Genomic DNA, 19,373 nt, shown 5'->3' on the forward strand with positions numbered 1-19,373 from the left:
GCATCGACGACCGTAGAAGCGTGAGAAAGGGGCACACGATGAACGACATCGTCATCTCCGCGCGCGGACTGCGGCGCACCTACGGCCGCGGGGAGCGGGCCTTCGAGGCTGTCAAAGGCGTGGATCTCGACATCGTCGAGGGGGAGGTCTTCGCGCTGCTCGGCACCAACGGTGCGGGCAAGACCTCGACGCTCGACCTGCTGGAGGGGCTCGCTGCTCCGTCGGCCGGCGCGGTCGAGGTGTTCGGCCTGGACCCGCTGCGGCACCGCGATCAGGTCCGCGCGCAGGTCGGCATCATGTTGCAATCCGGTGGGCTGCCCGCCGAACTGACCGTCGCCGAGACGCTCGAGATGTGGCGCGGCACCTGCAGCAACCCGACGACCGTCGAGGTCGTGCTCGCGCAGGTCGGCCTGGTCGACCGTGCCGAGGTGCGGGTCGGCTCGCTGTCGGGTGGGGAGCAGCGCCGCGTCGACATGGCCTGCGCGCTGCTCGGTCAGCCGCGACTGCTGTTCCTGGACGAGCCGACGACCGGACTCGACCCCGAAAGCCGCCGCAGGACATGGCAATTGCTCGCCGATCTCAAGGCGGCCGGGGTGACGATGGTGCTGACCACGCACTACCTCGACGAGGCCGAATCGCTGGCCGACCGCATCGCCATCATGGGCAAGGGCGTCGTCGCCCGGCGCGGCACACTGCGCGAGATCGTCGACGACCATCCGGCGCGCATCGTCTTCGACCATCCCGGACTGCCGGTGCCGCAGCTGCGCGGTGCGCACGTCGAGGCACGCGAGCGCGTCACCGTCAGCACCGACGACCTGCAGGGCCACCTGTTCGAACTGCTCGCCTGGGCCCGCGAGGCCGGTGTTCGGTTGGCCGGGCTGGAGGCCCGCGCTGCCTCCCTGGAATCGGTCTTCCTCGACATCGCAGGCGACGCCGACGCGCGGCCGAACACCCCCGAACTGATCGGAGCACGACGATGACCACCCTCACCGCACCTCGTCCCCGCCCGCTCACCGCGCTCGCCAAGGCGGAGTGGTTGCAGTTCCGGCGCAACAAGACTCTCGTCTACATGGCGACGTTGTTCCCGGTCGGGATCCCGCTGGTCATCTACTTCATCGCCCGCAAGGACGCCGAGCCGACGGCCGCGATGGCGGCGATCACCTTCGAATTGCTCGCGCTCATGGCATTGATGTTCGTGCAGTACTACTCGGTGCTGTCGATGGTGACGACGCGTCGCAGTGAGGGCGTACTGAAGCGGCTGCGCACCGGCGAGGCCGCCGACTGGCAGATCCAGTCCGCCCCCGCGGTGCCAGGCGTATTGGTCACCCTCGCGTGCACCGCGGTGGTCTCCGTGGCCGTTTACGGCAGTGGCGCGCCCGCGCCGGTCAATCCGGTGCTGATGGTGCTGGCGCTCGTGGGCGGGATCGGCTGTTTCTCGCTGCTCGCGCTGGCCACCAGCGCGGTCACCAAGAACGCCGAGGCCGCCCAGATCACCTCGCTGCCGGTGATGACCCTCGCCATGGTCGGCCTCGCCTCGATCCGCAACTCCTTGCCCGACCGGCTGGCCGCGCTCGCCGACTGGACACCGTTCGCCGCGGTCTCCGACCTGGTCTTCCTCGGTGCGTCCGGCAAGACGGCGGCGGCCGCGGACTCCGACGCGGTGCTGAGCTTCGCCGGCGCCGTCACCGAATCGGGCCGCCCGTTTGCGACACTGGCGATATGGACCGTCCTGGCGCTCGCGCTGACCCGCAAGAGCTTCCGCTGGGACGATCGCGGGTGAGCCGCTGGACCGCCTGGTGGCATGAGCTGTCGAGCGCGACCAAGTTCCGGTTGTACTCGCGGTTCACGTTCCAGGCGGCCATCGCCGTGGTGGTCATCGCGATGGCGATCAGCGCGGGCGCGGCGCCGTCGGTACCCGCGATCGTCGTCGGCGGGATCGCGGCCATCATGGCGGTGGAGGCCCAACCCGACTTCGCCACGATTCGCGGGGTGGTGGCGCGGCCGTGGATGCTGCCGCTCGCCACCGCGATTCTGGCTGTGCTGTGGGCGATCAGCGGGGTGATCGCCCAGCTGGCTACCGAGGAGGCGACTCTCGGCAACGCGCGCATGGTGGGACTGGTCGCGGCGCTGCTCGCGATGTTCTCGATCATCCCGTTCGCCCGGTACAAGTGGTGGATTCTGGTCGGCGTCGGCGTGGCCACGGCGGTGGTCTTCGCCGAGTCGCCGGGGTCCGCAGTGAAAGCCGTTGCGGCGCTGCTGTTCAGCGGGACCCTCGCCGTCGCCATGACGCTGCTGACCGTATGGGGGCTGGGCATCATCGACGAGCTCGACCGCGCCAAGCTCGTCGAAGCCGAACTGCAGGTCGCCGAGGAACGACTGCGATTCGCGCGCGACCTGCACGATGTCGTCGGCCGCGGGTTCTCGGCGATCGCGGTGAAAAGCGAACTGGCCGTGGCACTGTCGCGTTCCGGGGATCAGGAGCGGGCGGTGGCGGAGATGGAGGCCGTGCGGGTTCTCGCGGTCGAGTCGATGGGACAGATGCGCACATTGGTGCGCGGCTACCGCAATATCGATCTGCGGGGCGAGGTGGCCGGGGCGCGTTCGCTGCTGTCGGCGGTGGGCTGCGAGCTCGTCGTCGAGGGTGACGCGGCCAAGGTGCCGCCGCAATTCCACGAAGTCGCGGCCTGGGTGGTGCGGGAGGGCACGACGAATATCGTCGAGCACTCCGCGGCGACGGTCGCGACGCTGGCGCTCGGCAGTGCGGGCATGTCGCTGCGCAACGACAACCCGCACGGCGCGAGCGGTGAACGCTCCGGGCTGCGTGGACTGGCCGAGCGGCTCGCCGCGGTCGGCGCGACCCTCGACGTCACCGCGACCGGCGACGAGTTCGTCCTCGAAATCCACTGGGAGAAGATGTGATTCCGGTCTACCTCGCCGACGACGAGACCCTCATCCGCGCCGCACTGGCGACGATGCTCGACCTCGAGGCCGACCTGGAGGTCGTCGCGCACGTGGGCTCCGGGACGGAACTGGTCGACCTCTGGCGACGTCGCGTCGAGGCGAGCGAGCCGGTGGCGGTGGCGGTCATCGACCTGCAGATGCCGGGGATCGACGGCATCGACACCGCCGTCGAGCTCCAGCGGATCACACCGGGCGCGGGCACCCTCATCGTCACCAGTCACGGCAGGCCCGGTTATCTCAAGCGCGCGCTGTCGGCCGGTGTGCGCGGCTTCCTACCCAAGACCACTTCGGCAGCGACCCTGGCGGAGGTGATCCGCACCGTCCACAACGGCGGCCGCTACGTGGACCCGGAACTGGCCGCAGAGGCCATAAGCGCGGGCGACACCGTGCTCACCGCCCGTGAGGCCGACGTGCTCGAATTCGCCGCCGACGGCGCGTCCGTCGACGACATCGCCCGGCGCGCGCACCTGTCGCCGGGCACCACCCGCAATTACCTGTCGTCGGCGATGAGCAAGCTCGGCGTCTCCAACCGTTACGAAGCCGCCCTCAAAGCCAGGGAGAAGGGCTGGATCTAGCGCGGATCGCGCTGCCCGCGCCGGTCGCTGCGCCTAAGGTGTGGTGCATTACGGCGGACGGATGAGGGAGTGGCGGTGGCGGCTGCGCTGGCGAAGGGGCAGAACGCGGGGTTGACGCAGCCGGAGGTGGTGCTGACCGTGCGGGGCGGGGTGGCGGCGGATCTGTCGGCGCTGCTGGTGACCGGGGCAGGGAAGGTGCGGTCCGACGCCGACTTCGTGTTCTTCAATCAGCCTCAGGCGCCGGGGGTTCGGCTGAGTGGGGCGATGCTCACGGTGTCGCCCGGCGGCGTGCCCGCCGAGATCGAGCAGATTCGCGCGGTGATCACCGTTGCGGCAGAAGGGGATACGTTCGGCGGTTCGGCGCCGCCGGTGGCATCGGTGGCTGATACCGCGGGAAATGTGCTGTACGAGTATGTGATCGACGGTCTCGATCGGGAGTCGGTGGTGATCGCACTCGAACTCTATCGACGCGGCGAGCAGTGGAAGGTGCGGGCCGTCGGGCAGGGGTATGCCGGTGGGTTCGCGGATCTGGTCACCGACCACGGGGTGCGCGTCGACGACGAGCCGGAAGTAGTGGCCCAGCCCGAGATTCGGACCGTTCCCGGAGAAGCGGCGCTGTCCTTCGAGAAACGGCAGAAGCTGGACCTGCGCAAGCACGAGGTCGCGAAGGTGCTCATCGACAAGAGCGCGTTCGGCACGCGGGCGCGCGTGGTGCTGGTGATCGACAAGACCGGCAGCATGCAGAAGCTGTATCGCGGCGGCACCGTGCACCGCGTGGTGGAGCGGATGATCCCCGTCGCCACCCAGCTCGACGACGACGGCACCCTCGAGGCCTACCTCTACGCCCTGACCTTCGCCAAACTCCCCGACATCACCGTCGCGGGCGGCGAACAGTGGGCTCAGACCTACCTCCACCTGACCGGCACCCACGACGGCATCGACTACGACGGCATCGGCGGCCGCAACGACGAACTGCCGGTCATGCGCGCCGTCATCGACACCCTCGCACCCGGCGCCGCACCGACCCTCGTGCTGTTCTTCACCGACGGCGGCTTCGCCAAGAAACGCGAGATCGCCGCGCTCATGCGGGAAGCATCCGAACTGCCCGCCTTCTGGCAGTTCATCGGCCTCGGCAAGGCCAACTTCGGCGTCCTGCGCACTCTGGATGAACTCGACGGCCGCGCCGTCGACAACGCGGGCTTCTTCGCCCTCGATGACATCGACCAGGTCGACGACGCCGAACTCTACCGCCGCTTGCTCGGCGAATTCCCCGACTGGCTGCGCGCCGCCCGCACCGCGGGGATCGTCAGCTCGTAGCGGAGAAAAACTCGGTTGTCAGTGCTTACGGGACATCGTTAGCGTGTCTACCGTTTGTGACCGACACACCGAAAGGACACTTCATGGAACCCGTCACCGAACGCGACATCAGGTCGTCGTTCGTCAACTGTTCGAAAGGGGACGCCAAACGGCTGTCCGTGCCGCGTGACCTCGATGCTCGTCCCTGGGACGATCTCGACTTCCTCGGCTGGACCGACCCGTCGTATCCGGGGCGCTGCTATCTCGCGGTGCCGCGGGACGGCGAACTGGTCGGTGTCGCGCTGCGGCACGAGACCGGCGGATCGGGCAAGACGCAGATGTGTGCGTTCTGCCTGACCACCCACACCGGCGGGGGTGTCTCGCTGATGACCGCGAACAAGGCCGGGGAATCGGGACGGCGCGGCAATACGGTCGGCAGCTATCTCTGCACCGATTTGGCCTGCTCGCTGTATGCCCGCAACAAGAAGCGGCCCGCGCTGGGTAGCCGGTATCGCGAGGACCTGACGCCGGAGGAGAAGGCGCAGCGGGTGCGCGAGAACCTCCACGCCTTCCTGGACCGCCTCTACACCTAGCCCCTTCGCCTCGCCACACGGAAAGGAGGTAGCTGCCATGTGCCGACACTCGAGACCCCGCACGCCAGACGACCCGAGTTCTCCTGCTGGACAACAGAACTCGGGTCGTCGGGTGCCTTGCCGGTCGAGGTGGCCCGGGAATGTCCCGGACCGTGCCGAGCGGACAGGGATCAGAGCATGGCGTTCATGATGGTGCCCGCGCTGGTGGCGACCGCGCCGCCGATCATCGCGCCGGCGATCATCTTCGGGGACTCGAGACCGCCGCCGGTCCACTTCTCCCAGGCGAACTTGCCGCCCGCGTAGGTGATGGCGATGACGCCCGACAGCAGGATGAACCAGGTGAAGTAACGCACCAGCTGCAAGATCTTGTCCGACATCGGGGGTGCTTCGGGAGTCGGATTGCCGATCTGCGCCAAGGTATCGGTGACGGCGGCCAGAATCATGTTTGCTCTCACTCGGTACTCGGGGGAACGGCGATGAACTGCTGACGCTGATGTTATCCGGTCGAATCGGGTGCCGCAGCCGCCCACCCGCAGCGGACCGATCGGTTTTGTTGGCGTGCTGGGGGTTCGCGCCCCTATCCTGGACTCGTCCGAATACGACAGTGCTGGAACGCAGTTCGCATCACGCGAAAAGGGGAGCAGGCTATGAGCATCATCCTGACGTCGATGGCCGAGACTGTCACGACGTTCGCGCAGGTCGGCAACCCTACGCCCGAGGCGCCGCCACTGTCGGACAAGATCATGCAAATGGTCCAGTACTTGACGTGGTTCATGATCCTGTCCGGTGTGCTGGCCATCACCGTCGCGGGTGGAAAGTTCGCCTGGGAGAAGTGGAACGGCAGCGCCATGGAGTCGCCGAAGATGATCGCGGGCGCGATGATCGGCGGCGTGGTGGCCACCAGCGGTGGCACCATCATGAACGCGATCCTCGGCTAGATCCGGGCGCCTTTGGCGCGATTGCAGGCCCGGCACAGGATCTGCAGGTTCGCCGCGCTCGTCGCACCACCGCGGCTGAGCGGGATGATGTGATCGAACTCCAGGTAGTGGCCGTCACCGCACTCGACGCAGCGACCACCGTCGCGCTGCCACACCTGGGCTTTCACGTCCTGCGGGATGCTGCGGCTGTCGCGCTGTCCCGGCGTCAGGACCAGGCGTTTCGCCACGCGCAGCGCACCTTCCAGCGCGGCGGCCACATAGTCGGGATCGGTCACTCCGAAGGTGGCGCCGCCACGCGCCGAGGTCGCGGCCAGCACCACGGTGCCGTGCTCGGGGTGCACGGAAACCACCCGGTTCCACGGCAGTTCGATGCCGGTGCCGTCGCCGACGAAGCGCAGCTTCTTGGAGCTGCCGATCAACCGGCCCTCGGTATTGCGCGGGCCGCGCGCGAGCATCCTGATGTGCACGGCGGGCAGGTCAAGGTGCACCCGCTCCTCGGGGTCGAGGTGCAGGCCCGGAGTGTCGATGGTGGGCAGTTCGCCGGCGCGTAGCCGGGACAGGGTGCGGCCGCGATGCATCCGGCGGCGCAGGTCGTCGACGATCGGGCCGGACAGGGCCAGTTCGCTCACCACGTGCTCGAACGCGTCCAGTTCGTCGGCGAACACCTCGCCGTCGGCGAAGGCGAAGGCGACCATCCGCTCCACCTGGGTCAGGCCGGCCTCGCGCAGCACCGCGCGTCCGCGCTCTTCGTCGATGCGCTGGTAGCGCAAGGCCGCCCACACCTCGAGCCAGTCCTCGGACAGGGTGCCGGGGCCGGTGAGCACCCGCCGGGCCCGGTTGCGCCAGTGGGTGAGGAATTCCTCCACCTCGCCCGCGCACGACCGGCACTGGCCGTGTCCGCCGAAGATCTTGCGGCGCAGCGGGTTGCCGCAGCGGGGGCAGCGGACACGGTGATCCTGGATGTGCGGGCGCGTGCTCGTCGTCCATTCGTCGCCGTCCCACCAGCGCAATTGCCCGGGGACCTGCGGGTCGGGATGCCAGTCGGCCAGTTCCGGGTTCGGCGGTGGAGGTGGCGGGACATCGATGACGCGGCGGGTGAGGGCAGGTGGGCGCGAGGGCGAGCGCCCGGTGTGCGCGTGGGTGCCGGGATCGGCGGCGGTGTTGTCGTCGGAGAACTCGGCCGCAGTCGACGTCGTGTCGCCGTGCGGTACCCGGGCGAACTCCGCACGATCGGCGGTGCGTGACGACGCCTGCCGTACCGAGGTCGACCGCGCGGGGGTTCCCGATCGGTCGGCACCAGGCTGTCCTGCGTTCGGCTCGTTGACGGTGACGCCGAACTCGGTGGCCAGCCCGGCCAGCCCACCGGACCACCCCTGGCCGATCGCGCGGAACCGCCACTGCCCGTCGCGCCGGTAGAACTCCCCGAACATCATCGCCTGCACGTCCTCGATGCCGTCCAGCGCGAACTGGGCGACCGGACCGTCGGCGGCATGCACGGTCAGGGTGAGATCGGTGAGCTGATCGAACGTGCCCTCGTCGAGCGACGCGCTGACGACGATGCGCGCCACCTCCGCCTCGGTCCGCGGCAGCGACACACTCAACCGCGCGGTCCCCGGCGCGGGCTCCTGATCCAGCGTCACCGCCTGCGAGGCATGCCGCGGCGCGTTGAAGAACACGAAATCCCGATCGCCGCGCACCAGCCCCGACTCGGTGACCAGCAGTGCATGCGCATCGACGGTATGCGCCGACCGCCATGAAAGAACCACGGCGAGAAGCGATGTCGGGACCGGCGCGTGCGCGCCCTTGCGTAGTTCCATGGTGCTCGCATGATGTCATGCCGGTCTGACAGTGTTGTTGGAGCGCTGGCGCGCTCGAGGTCGCGGCCCCTTCTGTCCCGTCGGTCAGGCACCGTTGCTTGCTCCTTCGTCGCCTACGCAACGGCGCCTGCCCGACGGGACGGCCGCGACGGCCGACTGCGTCGGCCTGCCCCTCCTCGAGGTCGGGGCGTGTGGGTTGGGTTTGGTGCGTAGGTGAGACACGGAGTCGTGCGGGGTGTGCATCCCTGCGTCTGTGGGATCTGTGCGGCACAGTGGAGTCATGACGAACCCGAAGAAGCGGGGACGCGCTGCGGAGCCCGTGCCGGAGCCGCAGGGGCGGAAGGTGCCGGGGGCTGACCTGCTCTCGGCCGCGCAGGCGGCGGTCGGTGCGGCGCAGACGGCGGCGGGGCAGGCTATCGACGCCGCTCAGCAGACCGCGGGGTATGCCTTCGACGCGGCGGTGCGGTTGCCACCGGCTTCGGCGCAGCTGGCGGCGCAGTTGCCGGATCTGGTGGAGAATCTGTCGATCGCGGTGGACCGGCTCAACAGCACCATCGACCGGCTCGACCGGACCCTGGCGCTGGCCGACCCGGTCTTCGCGACCTATGACCGGCTGTTGCCCCGGCTCGAGGCGATGATCTCGCTGGGCGAGGACCTCTTCGGGGCGCTGGCGAAGCTGCCCGGTGTCGGGCTGCTGGGCCGGCTCACCGGACGAGCGGGCGAAGAACCGCCGCCGGAACCCACCAAGAAGAAGCGTCCGCGCTGCTAGCTCAGCGCCCGGAAGGTCGCCGCCGCCTTCAACACCATCTCCGCGTACTCGTCCTCGGCATCGGAGTCGAGGACGATCGCGCCGCCCGCGCCGATCCGCCACTCGTCGTCGTAGCGGACCGCTGTCCGGATGACGATATTGAGGTCGGCGGTGCCGCCGAGGCCCAGGAAGCCGATCGTGCCCGAATAGATCCCGCGCGCTTGGGTTTCCAGCTCGTCGAGGATCTCCATGGTGCGCAGCTTCGGTGCGCCGGTCATCGAGCCGCCGGGGAAACAGGCCCGCAGGCAGTCGATCACCCCGGCGTCGGGGCGCAGCGTCGCGCGCACCGTCGACACCAGTTGGTGCAGGGTGGAATAGGTTTCGGTGGCCATCAGCTCCGGCACGTGCACCGAGCCGACCTCGCAGACCCGGCCCAGATCATTGCGCAGCAGGTCGACGATCATCAAGTTCTCGGCGCGGGTCTTCGGGTCGTCGGCCAGCGACAGGCGCAGGTGCTCGTCCTCGGCGACGGTCCGGCCACGCGGCGCCGTGCCCTTGATCGGCTTGCTCTCCACCACCCGGTCCCGGTCGATCTTGAGGAACCGCTCCGGCGACGAGCAGGCCACATCGAGCCCAGGGAACCGCAGGTAGGCGGCGTAGGGCGCGGGATTGCAGCGGCGCAGCCGTCGATACAGCGCGAGCCCGTCGTCGGGGGCGGCGGCGACCGCGGCCGCATCGGTGAGGCAGATCTCGTAGGACTCGCCCGCGTGCAGCCGCTCCTGGCAGACCGCGATATCGGCCAGATAGCGCTCGCGGCCGCGGATCAGATGCGCCTGGACGGCATCCGGATCGGCGGGGACAGGCAGATCGGCCGGATTGACCCAGGTGGGCAGATCGGCCAGCGCCGCAGCGGTCTCGGCCAGCCAGCGATCCGCCTGCTCGATGTCGTCCTCGGCCAGCGCGAGCAGGTGGGTCCGGCCGGCTTCGTGATCGACGACGATCAGCCGATCGGCGAAGATCCAGCCGGCGTCGGGGGTGGGGGAGCGGTGCGCCGCGTTCGCGCCGCAGTCGGCCTTCACCTCGTAACCGAGATAGCCCACATAGCCGCCGGCGAAATCGAAAGGCAGGGGAGGGGTCTCGCAATGCCTGCGCCGGAGTTCGCGGTCGAGATAGTCCAGGACGGTGCCGGGGACCGGCCTGCTGCCCTCGGCGTCCGTCACCGTGACGGCGCCCTCGCCGACCCGATAGCCGACGATTTCGGCGTGCGGCCCGCTCGCGTCACCGAGAAAGGAGAACCGGTCGAGGCCGGGCTCGACATGTTCGCTGTCGAGCCAGAACGCGGTCGGTGAGCCGCCGTAGCGGCGCAGGAAGATCGCCTCGGTATCGATGGCACGCTCGATCACGCTGTGCCGCAACATGAATCGACGTTCGGGCGCGCGCTGTGGGGACAGGTCGCGCGGTCCGCGCACGAGGATCGGCGCGCCGTTGTGCGTGCGCGCCTTGGTGAGATCGGCGAAATTGCGCAGCAGGGCCGCACCGAATTCGCTCGACACCGATTCGGGGTGGAACTGCACACCCCACTGCGGACGTTCGCGGTGGCGCACGCCCATGACCACGCCGTCGCTCGTCGACGCGGTCACCTCCAGCACCTCGGGCAGCGGTTCCTCGGCGGCCAGCGAGTGATACCGGACGACGGTGAAATCCTGCGGCAGCCCGGCGAACAGGTCGCGATCGTCGTGCGCGACGCGATCGAGGTAGCCGTGCCTGGCCTCCGGCGCGCGGCCCACCGTGCCCCCCGCGCCGACCACGATCCCCTGGTGGCCGAGGCAGACACCGAGCAGCGGCAGCGTCGACTCCGCGATCACCGCCGTCGAGACCCCCATGTCGCGGGCGCGATCGGGACGGCCGGGTCCGGGCGAGATCACCACATTGTCGAAGCGGTCCAGTGCGAGCTCGGCGGCCTCGTCATTGCGCACGACGGTCGGCTCGTTCCCGTTGACCTCACTGATCAGCTGATAGAGGTTGTAGGTGAACGAGTCGTAGTTGTCGATCAACAGCGTGCGCATCCTGGCAGAAATCCTACGTCGGGCCCACCGGGGACCCGCCTCGGGCACAATGATCGCCATGTCTGTTTCGCAACCGGTCGATGTCGACCCGACTGTCGCGGATTTCGCGGCGATCGGGCGCTGGATGGACGAACGTGGCCTGCCCGGCGGCGCGTTCGGTGCAGTGACCCCGATCGGCGGTGGCACGCAGAACATCATGCTGCGCTTCACCCGTGGCGACCGCGAATACGTGTTGCGACGCGGGCCCAAGCACCTGCGCGCCAAGAGCAACGACGTGATCCGGCGCGAATCCCGGCTGCTCGGCGCGCTCGACGGCACCGAGGTGCGCTCGCCCCGGGTCATCGCCGCCTGCGACGACGACGCCGTGATCGGCGCGGTGTTCTATCTGATGGAACCCATCCACGGCTTCAACCCGCAGACCGAACTGCCTGCCCTGCACGCGGGCGACCCGGAGATCCGGCGGCAGATGGGCCTGTCCGCGGTCGAGGCCATCGCCCGCCTCGGCTCGCTCGACTACCAGGCGCTCGGTCTGGCCGATTACGGCAAGCCCGAGGGTTTCCTGGAACGCCAAGTGCCGCGCTGGTTGCGCGAACTCGACTCCTACTCCGCCAACGAGGGCTACCCCGGCCCGCAGATTCCCGGTGTCGACGAGGTCGGCGACTGGCTCGAGCGCAACCGGCCGACCACCTGGACGCCGGGCATCATGCACGGTGACTGTCATCTGGCGAACATGATGTTCGAGTACGACAGCCCGCAGGTGGCGGCGATGGTCGACTGGGAGATGTCCACCATCGGCGACCCGCTGCTCGACCTCGGCTGGCAGCTGGCGACCCGTCCGGTCCCCGGCACCGTCGGCGCGGGCCTGATGGGCACCCTCGGCACCGTCGGCGGCCTGCCGATGCCGGCGGAGATGATCGAGCACTACGGCAAGTTCTCCGACCGCGACCTGAGCAACGTCACCTGGTACGAGGTGCTGGCCTGCTTCAAGCTGGGCATCGTCCTCGAGGGCACCTATGCGCGCGCGTTCGCGGGCAAGGCGCCCAAGCCGGTGGGCGACTTCCTGCACGCGGTGACCATGGAACTGTTCGAGAAGGCGCGTCAGCTGATCGCGTGATGCCCGGATCTCGCCGATGATTGGCAGAATATCGATGGATCGCAAGATTCAGACATTCTAGGCTGACGGCATGATCGTTCCCGACACCAAGAACTGGACCTGGGTCCTCGAACGCGCCTGCCCCGACTGTGGATACGACGCCGAGCAGACCGCCTACGCGGCAGTCCCCGAGCGCACGCTCGACAGTGCCGCCCGGATCGGCGCGGCGCTGGAGCGCGCCGATGCCCGGGTTCGTCCCGACGACACGACCTGGTCGGTGCTCGAGTACGGCGCGCACGTGCGCGATGTGTGCCGCATCTTCGACACTCGCCTGGCGCTGATGCTGGCCGGTGACGGCGTCGTGCCGCCGCAGTTCGAGAACTGGGATCAGGACGCGACCGCCGTCGCCGACCGTTACGGCGAACAGGACCCGGCGCTGGTCGCCACCGAGCTCGCGGTGGCCGCCGAGAAGATCGCCTCGGCCTTCGCCGCCGTGCCCGCCGATCGGCTCGACTTGCGGGGCGCGCGCAGTGACGGATCGCTGTTCACGGTCACCTCGCTGTCTCGCTACTTCCTGCACGACCTCGTCCATCACGTCCATGACGTGCGGGGATAGATAATTCTCGGCAATATTTCTAGAACGTGTTTCAGAATCGGGCGATTCTTCGTTAGGGTGAGTGCAATCACAACGAGGCACAAGCTTGGCGAGAGGTCGACCGGACATGAAGACGAAGGGCGCGATCCTGTGGGGCACCGATCAGCAGTGGTCGGTGGAGGAGATCGAGGTCGGCGATCCCGTCGCCGGTGAAGTGCAGATCCGGATGGAAACGGCGGGCATGTGCCACTCCGACCATCACATCGTCACCGGCGCGACGCCGATGCCGGCGTTCCCGGTGATGGGTGGCCACGAGGGCGCGGGTGTCATCACCAAGCTCGGCCCGAACTGCCCGGCCGACCTGGCCGTGGGTGACCACGTCATCCTGTCGTTCATCCCGGCCTGCGGCCGCTGCCCCGCCTGCGTCGCCGGCCACATGGCGCTGTGCGACCTCGGCGCGGGCCTGCTGATGGGCCAGGCGATCTCCGACGGCACCTACCGCATCCAGGCGCGCGGCGAGAACGTCATCCCGATGTGCCTGCTCGGCACCTTCTCCCCGTACATGACGGTGCACCACACCTCGGTCGTGAAGATCGACCCGACCATCCCGTTCGAGGTCGCCTGCCTCGTCGGCTGTGGCGTGCCGACCGGCTTCGGCTCCTCGACCCACGTGGCCGAGGTGAAGCCGGGCGAGACCGTGGTGATCGCGGGCATCGGCGGCGTCGGCATGAGCGCGCTGCAGGGCGCCGTGCTCTCCGGTGCGTCGAAAGTCATTGCCATCGACCCGAATCCGTGGAAGCGGGAGCAGGCGCAGAAGTTCGGCGCCACCCACACCTACGAGAGCATGGCCGCCGCGATCATGCCGATGATCGACGCGACCGAGGGGCGGATGGCCGAGAAGGTCATCCTCACCATGGGTGAGATGCACGGCGACTACATCGAAGAGGGCCTGATTCTCACCGCCAAGGCGGGCACGCTGGTCGTCACCTCGATGGGCCGCATGGACGCGAGCGATGTGAAGATGAACAGCTTCCTGCTGTCCATGCTGCAGAAGACGGTCAAGGGCTGCATCTTCGGCGGCGGCAACGCCCGCCAGGACGCGCCGCGCCTGCTGTCGCTGTACAAGTCGGGTCAGCTCAACCTCGACGACATGGTCACCCGCAGCTACTCGCTGGAGGAGATCAACCAGGGCTACCAGGACATGCTGGACGGCAAGAACATTCGCGGCATCATCCGCTTCACCGAAGCCGACTGGTAAGTCACCGCTGCCGTTCCCGCTCGGCGAGCCGGACCGCGATCTGCGCGATCAGGTCGTACGGAATCGGTTCCCCGAGTGGGAATTTCAGGGTGCCACGGCCCGCAATGTAGGGCTCGATGGCACGTTCGAACTCCTCGTCCCCTTCCGGGATGGGGTACACGCTCACATGCACCTTCCATCCGGCGAAGGACATGAACGCCCGGCCGCCGAGGGTGGCGGCCGGGATCGCGTAGCTGATCTTCTCGCCCGCTTCCGGCACTACCCGGTGAATCGTCTCCCGGATCTGCTGCAGGACGGCGCGCTCCGCCTCCGGCAGGCCGGCCAGATAGTCGTCGACCGAGGTCGGTGTCGCGGCCATGATTTCCTCCTGCTGCGGGACGCGCGGGTGGAGCGGGCGCTGTCGATTCTACGACCGGACCACCACCTGGCCCGGCTGCCCCGCAGCGATCAGACGGCCCTCCCTGAGCACCAGGCAGTGATCTGCTTTGTCGGCCTCGGTCATGTCGTGGGTGGCCTGCACGACGGTGACCCCTGCGACGCGGACCTCGGCCAATACGTCGGAGATCGCCGCCTGGGAGGTTGCGTCCAGGCCCGTCGCCGGTTCGTCCAGCAGCAGCAGATCGGACTGTTGCGCCAGCGCTTGGGCGAGCAGTGTGCGCTGGCGTTGTCCGCCCGAGAGGGTGTCCAGGCGCCGTGCCGCCAGTGCAGTGAGGTCCATCTGTTCCAGGCAGGCGCGGGCGATGGCGCGGTCGGCGCGGGTGAGGCGCCGCCACGGTCCGCGATGCGCCCAGCGACCCATCGCCACCGTCTCGCCGACGGTCAGCGGCAACGTCGATGGAATTGCGGTGTGCTGCACCACGAATGCGGGCCGTCGCGTGGTGGCTCGATGCACCGTGCCCGACCGCGTGGGCACGGTCCCGGCGAGTACGCCGAGCAGGGTCGACTTCCCTGATCCGTTGGGTCCGACGATCGCGGTGATCTGTCCGCGCGGAATCGTCGCCGACACCCCCGACAGCACCGGCGTCGCGCCGTAGCCCGCCGTCAGCTGCTCGATCTCGATCGCTGCGTCCTCTGTGTGCTGCATCTCACCTCAATTGAAACGATAATCGTTTTCAGTATATCGTTCCGCGCTATGGATTGGCTGTTCGCCCCGTTCGAGGTGGCATTCGTGCAACGCGCGCTGTGGGGTGGGCTGCTGGTGTCGTGTGTCTGTGCCCTTGCCGGGACCTGGGTTGTGGTGCGCGGCATGGCTTTTCTCGGTGACGCGATGTCGCACGGGATGCTGCCCGGTGTCGCGGTGGCGGCCTTGCTCGGCGGGAACCTGATTCTCGGGGCCGCGATCAGCTGCGCTGCGATGGCATTCGGTGTCTCGATGCTGGGGCGCAGCAAGCGGTTCGCGCCGGATACGGCGATCGGGCTGCTGTTCGTCGGCATGCTCGCGGCCGGGGTGATCATCGTGTCGCGATCGCAGTCGTTCGCCGTCGACCTGACCGGGTTCCTGTTCGGCGACGTGCTGGCGGTGCGGTCGGGTGATCTGCTGTATCTCGGTGTGGCGCTGGTGATCGCGCTGGTCGTCGCGGTGCTCGGTCATCGCGCGTTCGTGGCCTCTACCTTCGATCCGCGCAAGGCGCACACCCTCGGACTACATCCCAAGGCGGCGCAGGTGGCGCTGATCGGGCTGGTGACGCTGGCGATCGTGGCGTCGTTCCATGTCGTCGGGACGTTGCTGGTGTTCGGGCTGCTCATCGCGCCGCCCGCCGCGGCGATGTACTGGTCGGACCGGATTCCGGTGGTGATGGTGCTCGCTGCGCTGATCGGTGCGGTGTCCACCGCAGTGGGGCTGCTCATCTCGTGGCATGCGCAGACCGCGGCGGGCGCGACCATCGCCGCGGTGGCCGTCGGCTCGTTCTTCCTGTCGGCGATCATCGCCGCGCTGCGGGACCGGTTCGGTGCGCGCCGGATGGGGGCGGCCTCGGTGGCCGCGCTCGCGGCGCTGCCGCTGGTCGGGTGTGGGTCGGGGGAGTCCGCGGTGGTGGAGGAGACGCCGCACGGGTTCGTTGCCGGTGCCGAGGAGATGGCGGAGACGCAGAGCCGGTTGATCGTGGCCGATGCGGGCACGGGGGAGATGCGGGTCGTCGACCTCTTGACCGAGAAGGTGGCTCCGATCGATGCGTTCGCGGTGAAAGCCGGTTCCGCGCAAACTCCTTCAGCCGGGACTGCTCCTGGCGCGGTTCAGCTCGCGGGTGACGGCCGGTTCGGCTTCGTGAGTTCGGGCGGGCGTCTGTCGATCGTGGACAGTGGGGCGTGGACGGTCGACCACGGTGATCATCGGCACTATTACAGCGCGCCTATTCGCGCGGTCGGATCGGGCGAGACCTCGGTGGGGGGATTGTCCGGTGCGGGAAGGTCGAGTGCAGCGCCGGGGGCGAGTGGCGCGACAGAGCCAGGGGATGCGGGAGGGCCGAGTGGCGCGCCGGGGTCGAGTGGTGCGGTGGTATCGGCGCACAGCGATCCCGTTGTCGTAGCGGTTGTTTCGGATGTCGGCGAGACGATGGTGTTCGATCGTGCGGCGCTGGGCGATGGAGTGGTTTCGGAGCCGCGGCGGATCGACGGCATCGCGGTGCCCTATGCCGAGCGGCTGATCGTCGCCGGCGACGCGGGACGCGTGGAAGTGCGCGGGCGCGACGGTGCGGCAGGGGAGGTGCAGCCGGCGACGTGCCCGGATCCGCAGGGACAGGCGGTGACCCGGCGCGGCGTCGTCTTCGGATGTGCCGACGGCGCGATCGTCGTGGCGCAGCGGGACGGCTCGTTCGTCACCGAGAAGATCCCGTACCCGGCACCGCCCGCCGACCGCGCGACCGCCTTCACCCATCGTCCCGGCAGCACCACGCTGACCGCCCTCGGGGGCCGAAACGGAGTGTGGACTCTCGATATCAGGAAGAAGACCTGGACGCTGACACCGATCGCCGACGCGGTGGCGGTGAACACGGCGGGCGAAGGATCGTCGCTGCTGGTCCTCACCCGTGACGGTGTTCTGCACGGGCTCGACCCGGTAACCGGAACGGAGACAGCGCATCTCGCCTTGGTCCCCGGACCCGTCGCCGATCACGCGGCGATCCAGGTAGACCCGGATCGCGCCTACATCAACGACGTTCGCGCGCGCACTGTGCACGAGATCGCCTACAACGACAACCTCCGTGTGGCGCGCACGTTCCCCCTCGACATCGCGCCGTCGCTGATGGTGGAGACCGGGTTGTGAACGCGATGAACCGCATGTCCCGACTTCGGCCGCGTCGGCGAAAGCCGAGGCGTGGCGCGGTGGCCGCGGCCGTAGCCATGGTCGTCTTGATGCCGTTGGCCGTGGCCTGTTCGAGCGGTACCGACCGATCCGGGATCGTCGTGACGACCAATATCCTCGGTGATCTCACCAGGGCGGTCGTCGGCGACGCCGTGCCCGTGACCGTGCTCATGCAGGCCGGGGCGGATCCACATTCGTTCGCGATCTCGGCGCGGCAGGCGGCCGATATCGAACGGTCGGCGCTGGTCGTGCACAACGGGTTGGGCCTCGAAGAGGGCGTGGCCCGGCATGTGCAAGCTGCCGAGGCGGCCGGGGTGCCGACGCTGGCTGTCGCCGATCGGGTCGACCCGATCACGTACACCTCCGACGAGTCCGCGGGGAAGCCGGACCCACACTTCTGGACCGATCCGCAGCGCGTCCGCAAGGCGGTCGAGGCGATCGGCGCGGAAGTCCTCGCGCAGGTCGACGGCATCGATGCCGGGGCGGTCCGGGCGAACACCGACCGCTACCTCGCCGAGCTCGACCAGCTGGACCGGTGGATGACCGCCCGGTTCGCCGCGATACCGCCCGAGCGCAGGCAACTGGTCACCGATCACCACGTCTTCGGTTATCTCGCACAGCGATTCGGCTTCCGGGTGATCGGTGCGGTGATCCCCAGCGGCACCACCCTGGCCTCGCCCAGCGCGTCCGATCTCCACGAGCTCGCCGGCGCGATCCGGGCGTCGGGCGTCGGTGCGATCTTCGCCGATTCCGCACAGCCCGACCGGCTCTCGCGCGTGCTCGCCGAGCACACCGGCTTGCAGGTGCAGGTGATCGGCCTGCACACCGAATCGCTCACCGCACCCGGCGGCGGTGCGGCCACCTATCTGGAGATGGCGCGCGCCAACACCGAGGCCATCGCCCGCGGTTTGTCCGGGCCGACAACGTAGTTCACGCAGGAGAAATGGAGCAGCACATGCACAGTCGGTCACGGATCACCACGATGGTGGCCATGTCCGGGGTCCTGGCCTCGGTGGTCGCGCTGAGCGGTTGTGGAACGAACGACGCCGCGCACGACCACGAGCACACCCCGGGCGCGGAGCCGATCGCCCTCACCTACAACGGCGGCATCTACGTCCTCGACGGCGCCACGCTGGCCCAGCAGGGCGAGGTGAAGCTCGACGGATACAACCGGCTCAACCCGGCGGGCGACGACGACCACCTCATGGTGTCGACCAAGGACGGGTTCCGCGTCTTCGACGTCTACGCCAAGGAATTCGCCGGTACCGAATTCCCCGCGATCAAGCCGGGGCACGTCGTGCGGCACGCGGGCAAGACCGTGCTGTTCGCCGACGGGTCGGGCGAGGTCACCATCTTCGACTCCGCTCAGCTCGAGCACGGCACGCCGAAGACCGAGGTCTACAAGGCGGCCGCACCGCACCACGGTGTCGCTATCGAACTGAGCAACGAGCAGCTGGTGCTCACCCTCGGCACCGAAGACAAGCGCGTCGGCGCCGTCGCGCTCGACGCCGACCGCAAGGAGCTCAGCCGGAACGAGGATTGCCCCGGCGTGCACGGCGAAGCGACCGCCCAGGGTGAGGCCGTGGTGATCGGCTGCCAGACCGGCGCTGTCGTCTACCGGGACGGGAAGTTCACCAAGGTCGCCAGCCCTGACTCCTATGGCCGGATCGGAAATATGTCCGGCAGCGAGGTCTCACCCATCGTGCTCGGCGACTACAAGGTCGACAAGGACGCCGAACTCGAACGGCCGCAGCGGATCTCGCTGGTGAACACCACCGACGGCACCCTGCGCCTGGTCGATATCGGCACCAGCTACACCTTCCGCTCGCTGGGTCGCGGCCCGGCCGGTGAAGCCCTGGTGCTCGGCACCGACGGCAAGATCCACGTCATCGATCCCGTCGCCGGCACGGTCACCCGGACCATTCCGGTGATCGGCAACTGGCAGGAACCGCTCGACTGGCAGGACGCGCGGCCCGCGCTGTTCGTGCGCGGCGGGGTCGCCTACGTCTCGGACCCGACGACCAATCAGGTGCACCGGGTGGACCTGACCGACGGAAAGGTCACGGCCACAGCCACCTTGGCCGCGGCGCCGAACGAGATCAGCGGCGTCGCCGCACATTGATCCGGTACGACCA

At 68.7% G+C, this 19,373-nt stretch carries 19 protein-coding genes; 14 read left to right on the forward strand and 5 right to left on the reverse strand.

What is annotated here, in order from left to right:
* Positions 1 to 38: 38 nt before the first annotated feature.
* The 6 genes from IEY60_RS26350 to IEY60_RS26375 all read left to right on the forward strand — a co-directional run bounded on the left by IEY60_RS26350 (position 39) and on the right by IEY60_RS26375 (position 5,425).
* Complete coding sequence (locus IEY60_RS26350; protein WP_189033157.1) at positions 39 to 980, forward strand: ABC transporter ATP-binding protein; 942 nt, start codon at positions 39 to 41, stop codon at positions 978 to 980.
* Positions 977 to 1,780: an ABC transporter permease gene (locus tag IEY60_RS26355; protein WP_189033158.1), complete on the forward strand. Its 804-nt coding sequence runs from the start codon at positions 977 to 979 to the stop codon at positions 1,778 to 1,780. Before IEY60_RS26350 ends, IEY60_RS26355 begins: the two co-directional genes overlap by 4 nt.
* Positions 1,777 to 2,919, forward strand: a complete 1,143-nt coding sequence (locus tag IEY60_RS26360) for a sensor histidine kinase (protein ID WP_229740129.1) — start codon at positions 1,777 to 1,779, stop codon at positions 2,917 to 2,919. Before IEY60_RS26355 ends, IEY60_RS26360 begins: the two co-directional genes overlap by 4 nt.
* A complete protein-coding gene (locus IEY60_RS26365) occupies positions 2,916 to 3,536 on the forward strand; it encodes a response regulator transcription factor (protein WP_189033160.1) in 621 nt (206 codons plus the stop codon). The genes IEY60_RS26360 and IEY60_RS26365 overlap by 4 nt, the downstream gene beginning before the upstream one ends.
* A 75-nt stretch (positions 3,537 to 3,611) precedes the next feature.
* Positions 3,612 to 4,853, forward strand: a complete 1,242-nt coding sequence (locus IEY60_RS26370; protein ID WP_189033298.1) for a vWA domain-containing protein — start codon at positions 3,612 to 3,614, stop codon at positions 4,851 to 4,853.
* 83 nt (positions 4,854 to 4,936) lie between these two features.
* Positions 4,937 to 5,425, forward strand: a complete 489-nt coding sequence (locus IEY60_RS26375; protein WP_189033161.1) for an FBP domain-containing protein — start codon at positions 4,937 to 4,939, stop codon at positions 5,423 to 5,425.
* A 170-nt stretch (positions 5,426 to 5,595) separates the two neighbouring features.
* Here IEY60_RS26375 and IEY60_RS26380 read toward each other — a convergent pair whose 3' ends face one another.
* Positions 5,596 to 5,868 carry a hypothetical protein gene (locus IEY60_RS26380; protein WP_110040220.1) on the reverse strand — a complete coding sequence of 91 codons (273 nt, stop codon included), beginning with the start codon at positions 5,866 to 5,868 and terminating at the stop codon, positions 5,596 to 5,598.
* Between the two features lie 204 nt (positions 5,869 to 6,072).
* Here IEY60_RS26380 and IEY60_RS26385 point away from each other — a divergent pair, with 204 nt between their 5' ends.
* Complete coding sequence (locus tag IEY60_RS26385; protein WP_110040221.1) at positions 6,073 to 6,363, forward strand: hypothetical protein; 291 nt, start codon at positions 6,073 to 6,075, stop codon at positions 6,361 to 6,363.
* On the opposite strand, the gene IEY60_RS26390 is transcribed toward IEY60_RS26385, so the two are convergent.
* Positions 6,360 to 8,180 (reverse strand): TerD family protein, encoded by a 1,821-nt coding sequence (locus IEY60_RS26390; RefSeq protein WP_189033162.1) that lies wholly within the window; start codon positions 8,178 to 8,180, stop codon positions 6,360 to 6,362. The genes IEY60_RS26385 and IEY60_RS26390 overlap by 4 nt on opposite strands.
* A 280-nt stretch (positions 8,181 to 8,460) precedes the next feature.
* Between IEY60_RS26390 and IEY60_RS26395 the strand changes: the two genes are divergently transcribed.
* Complete coding sequence (locus tag IEY60_RS26395) at positions 8,461 to 8,949, forward strand: hypothetical protein (RefSeq protein WP_189033163.1); 489 nt, start codon at positions 8,461 to 8,463, stop codon at positions 8,947 to 8,949.
* On the opposite strand, the gene pabB is transcribed toward IEY60_RS26395, so the two are convergent.
* A complete protein-coding gene (pabB, locus tag IEY60_RS26400) occupies positions 8,946 to 10,994 on the reverse strand; it encodes an aminodeoxychorismate synthase component I (protein ID WP_189033164.1) in 2,049 nt (682 codons plus the stop codon). The genes IEY60_RS26395 and pabB overlap by 4 nt on opposite strands.
* 49 nt (positions 10,995 to 11,043) lie before the next feature.
* On the opposite strand from pabB, the gene IEY60_RS26405 reads away from it, so the two are divergent.
* From IEY60_RS26405 to IEY60_RS26415, 3 genes are all read left to right on the forward strand, one after another.
* The gene (locus tag IEY60_RS26405; RefSeq protein ID WP_373291764.1) at positions 11,044 to 12,108 is read left to right on the forward strand and encodes a phosphotransferase family protein; all 1,065 of its coding nucleotides are present in this window, start codon (positions 11,044 to 11,046) and stop codon (positions 12,106 to 12,108) included.
* Positions 12,109 to 12,178: 70 nt separating this feature from the next.
* The gene (locus tag IEY60_RS26410) at positions 12,179 to 12,703 is read left to right on the forward strand and encodes a DinB family protein (RefSeq protein WP_189033165.1); all 525 of its coding nucleotides are present in this window, start codon (positions 12,179 to 12,181) and stop codon (positions 12,701 to 12,703) included.
* Between the two features lie 106 nt (positions 12,704 to 12,809).
* On the forward strand, positions 12,810 to 13,940 hold the full coding sequence (locus IEY60_RS26415; RefSeq protein WP_189033166.1) for an NDMA-dependent alcohol dehydrogenase: 1,131 nt from the start codon (positions 12,810 to 12,812) through the stop codon (positions 13,938 to 13,940).
* Position 13,941: 1 nt separating this feature from the next.
* Here the strand turns inward: IEY60_RS26415 and IEY60_RS26420 are convergent, their stop codons facing one another.
* Together IEY60_RS26420 and aztA are read right to left on the reverse strand one after the other, a co-directional pair.
* A complete protein-coding gene (locus tag IEY60_RS26420) occupies positions 13,942 to 14,298 on the reverse strand; it encodes an iron chaperone (RefSeq protein WP_189033167.1) in 357 nt (118 codons plus the stop codon).
* Positions 14,299 to 14,346: 48 nt separating this feature from the next.
* Positions 14,347 to 15,024 (reverse strand): zinc ABC transporter ATP-binding protein AztA, encoded by a 678-nt coding sequence (aztA, locus tag IEY60_RS26425; protein ID WP_189033168.1) that lies wholly within the window; start codon positions 15,022 to 15,024, stop codon positions 14,347 to 14,349.
* Between aztA and aztB the strand changes: the two genes are divergently transcribed.
* The 3 genes from aztB to aztD all read left to right on the forward strand — a co-directional run bounded on the left by aztB (position 15,016) and on the right by aztD (position 19,360).
* Positions 15,016 to 17,199, forward strand: a complete 2,184-nt coding sequence (gene aztB, locus IEY60_RS26430; RefSeq protein WP_229740130.1) for a zinc ABC transporter permease AztB — start codon at positions 15,016 to 15,018, stop codon at positions 17,197 to 17,199. The two genes, aztA and aztB, sit on opposite strands and share 9 nt — an antisense overlap.
* 77 nt (positions 17,200 to 17,276) lie before the next feature.
* Entirely contained in the window at positions 17,277 to 18,167 is an 891-nt protein-coding gene (gene aztC, locus IEY60_RS26435) for a zinc ABC transporter substrate-binding protein AztC (protein ID WP_229740161.1), read from the forward strand.
* Between the two features lie 26 nt (positions 18,168 to 18,193).
* On the forward strand, positions 18,194 to 19,360 hold the full coding sequence (gene aztD / locus IEY60_RS26440; RefSeq protein ID WP_229740131.1) for a zinc metallochaperone AztD: 1,167 nt from the start codon (positions 18,194 to 18,196) through the stop codon (positions 19,358 to 19,360).
* Positions 19,361 to 19,373 lie beyond the last annotated feature (13 nt).

It is taken from the genome of Nocardia rhizosphaerihabitans, from assembly GCF_014646295.1.
Taxonomy (GTDB): Bacteria; Actinomycetota; Actinomycetes; order Mycobacteriales; family Mycobacteriaceae; genus Nocardia; species Nocardia rhizosphaerihabitans.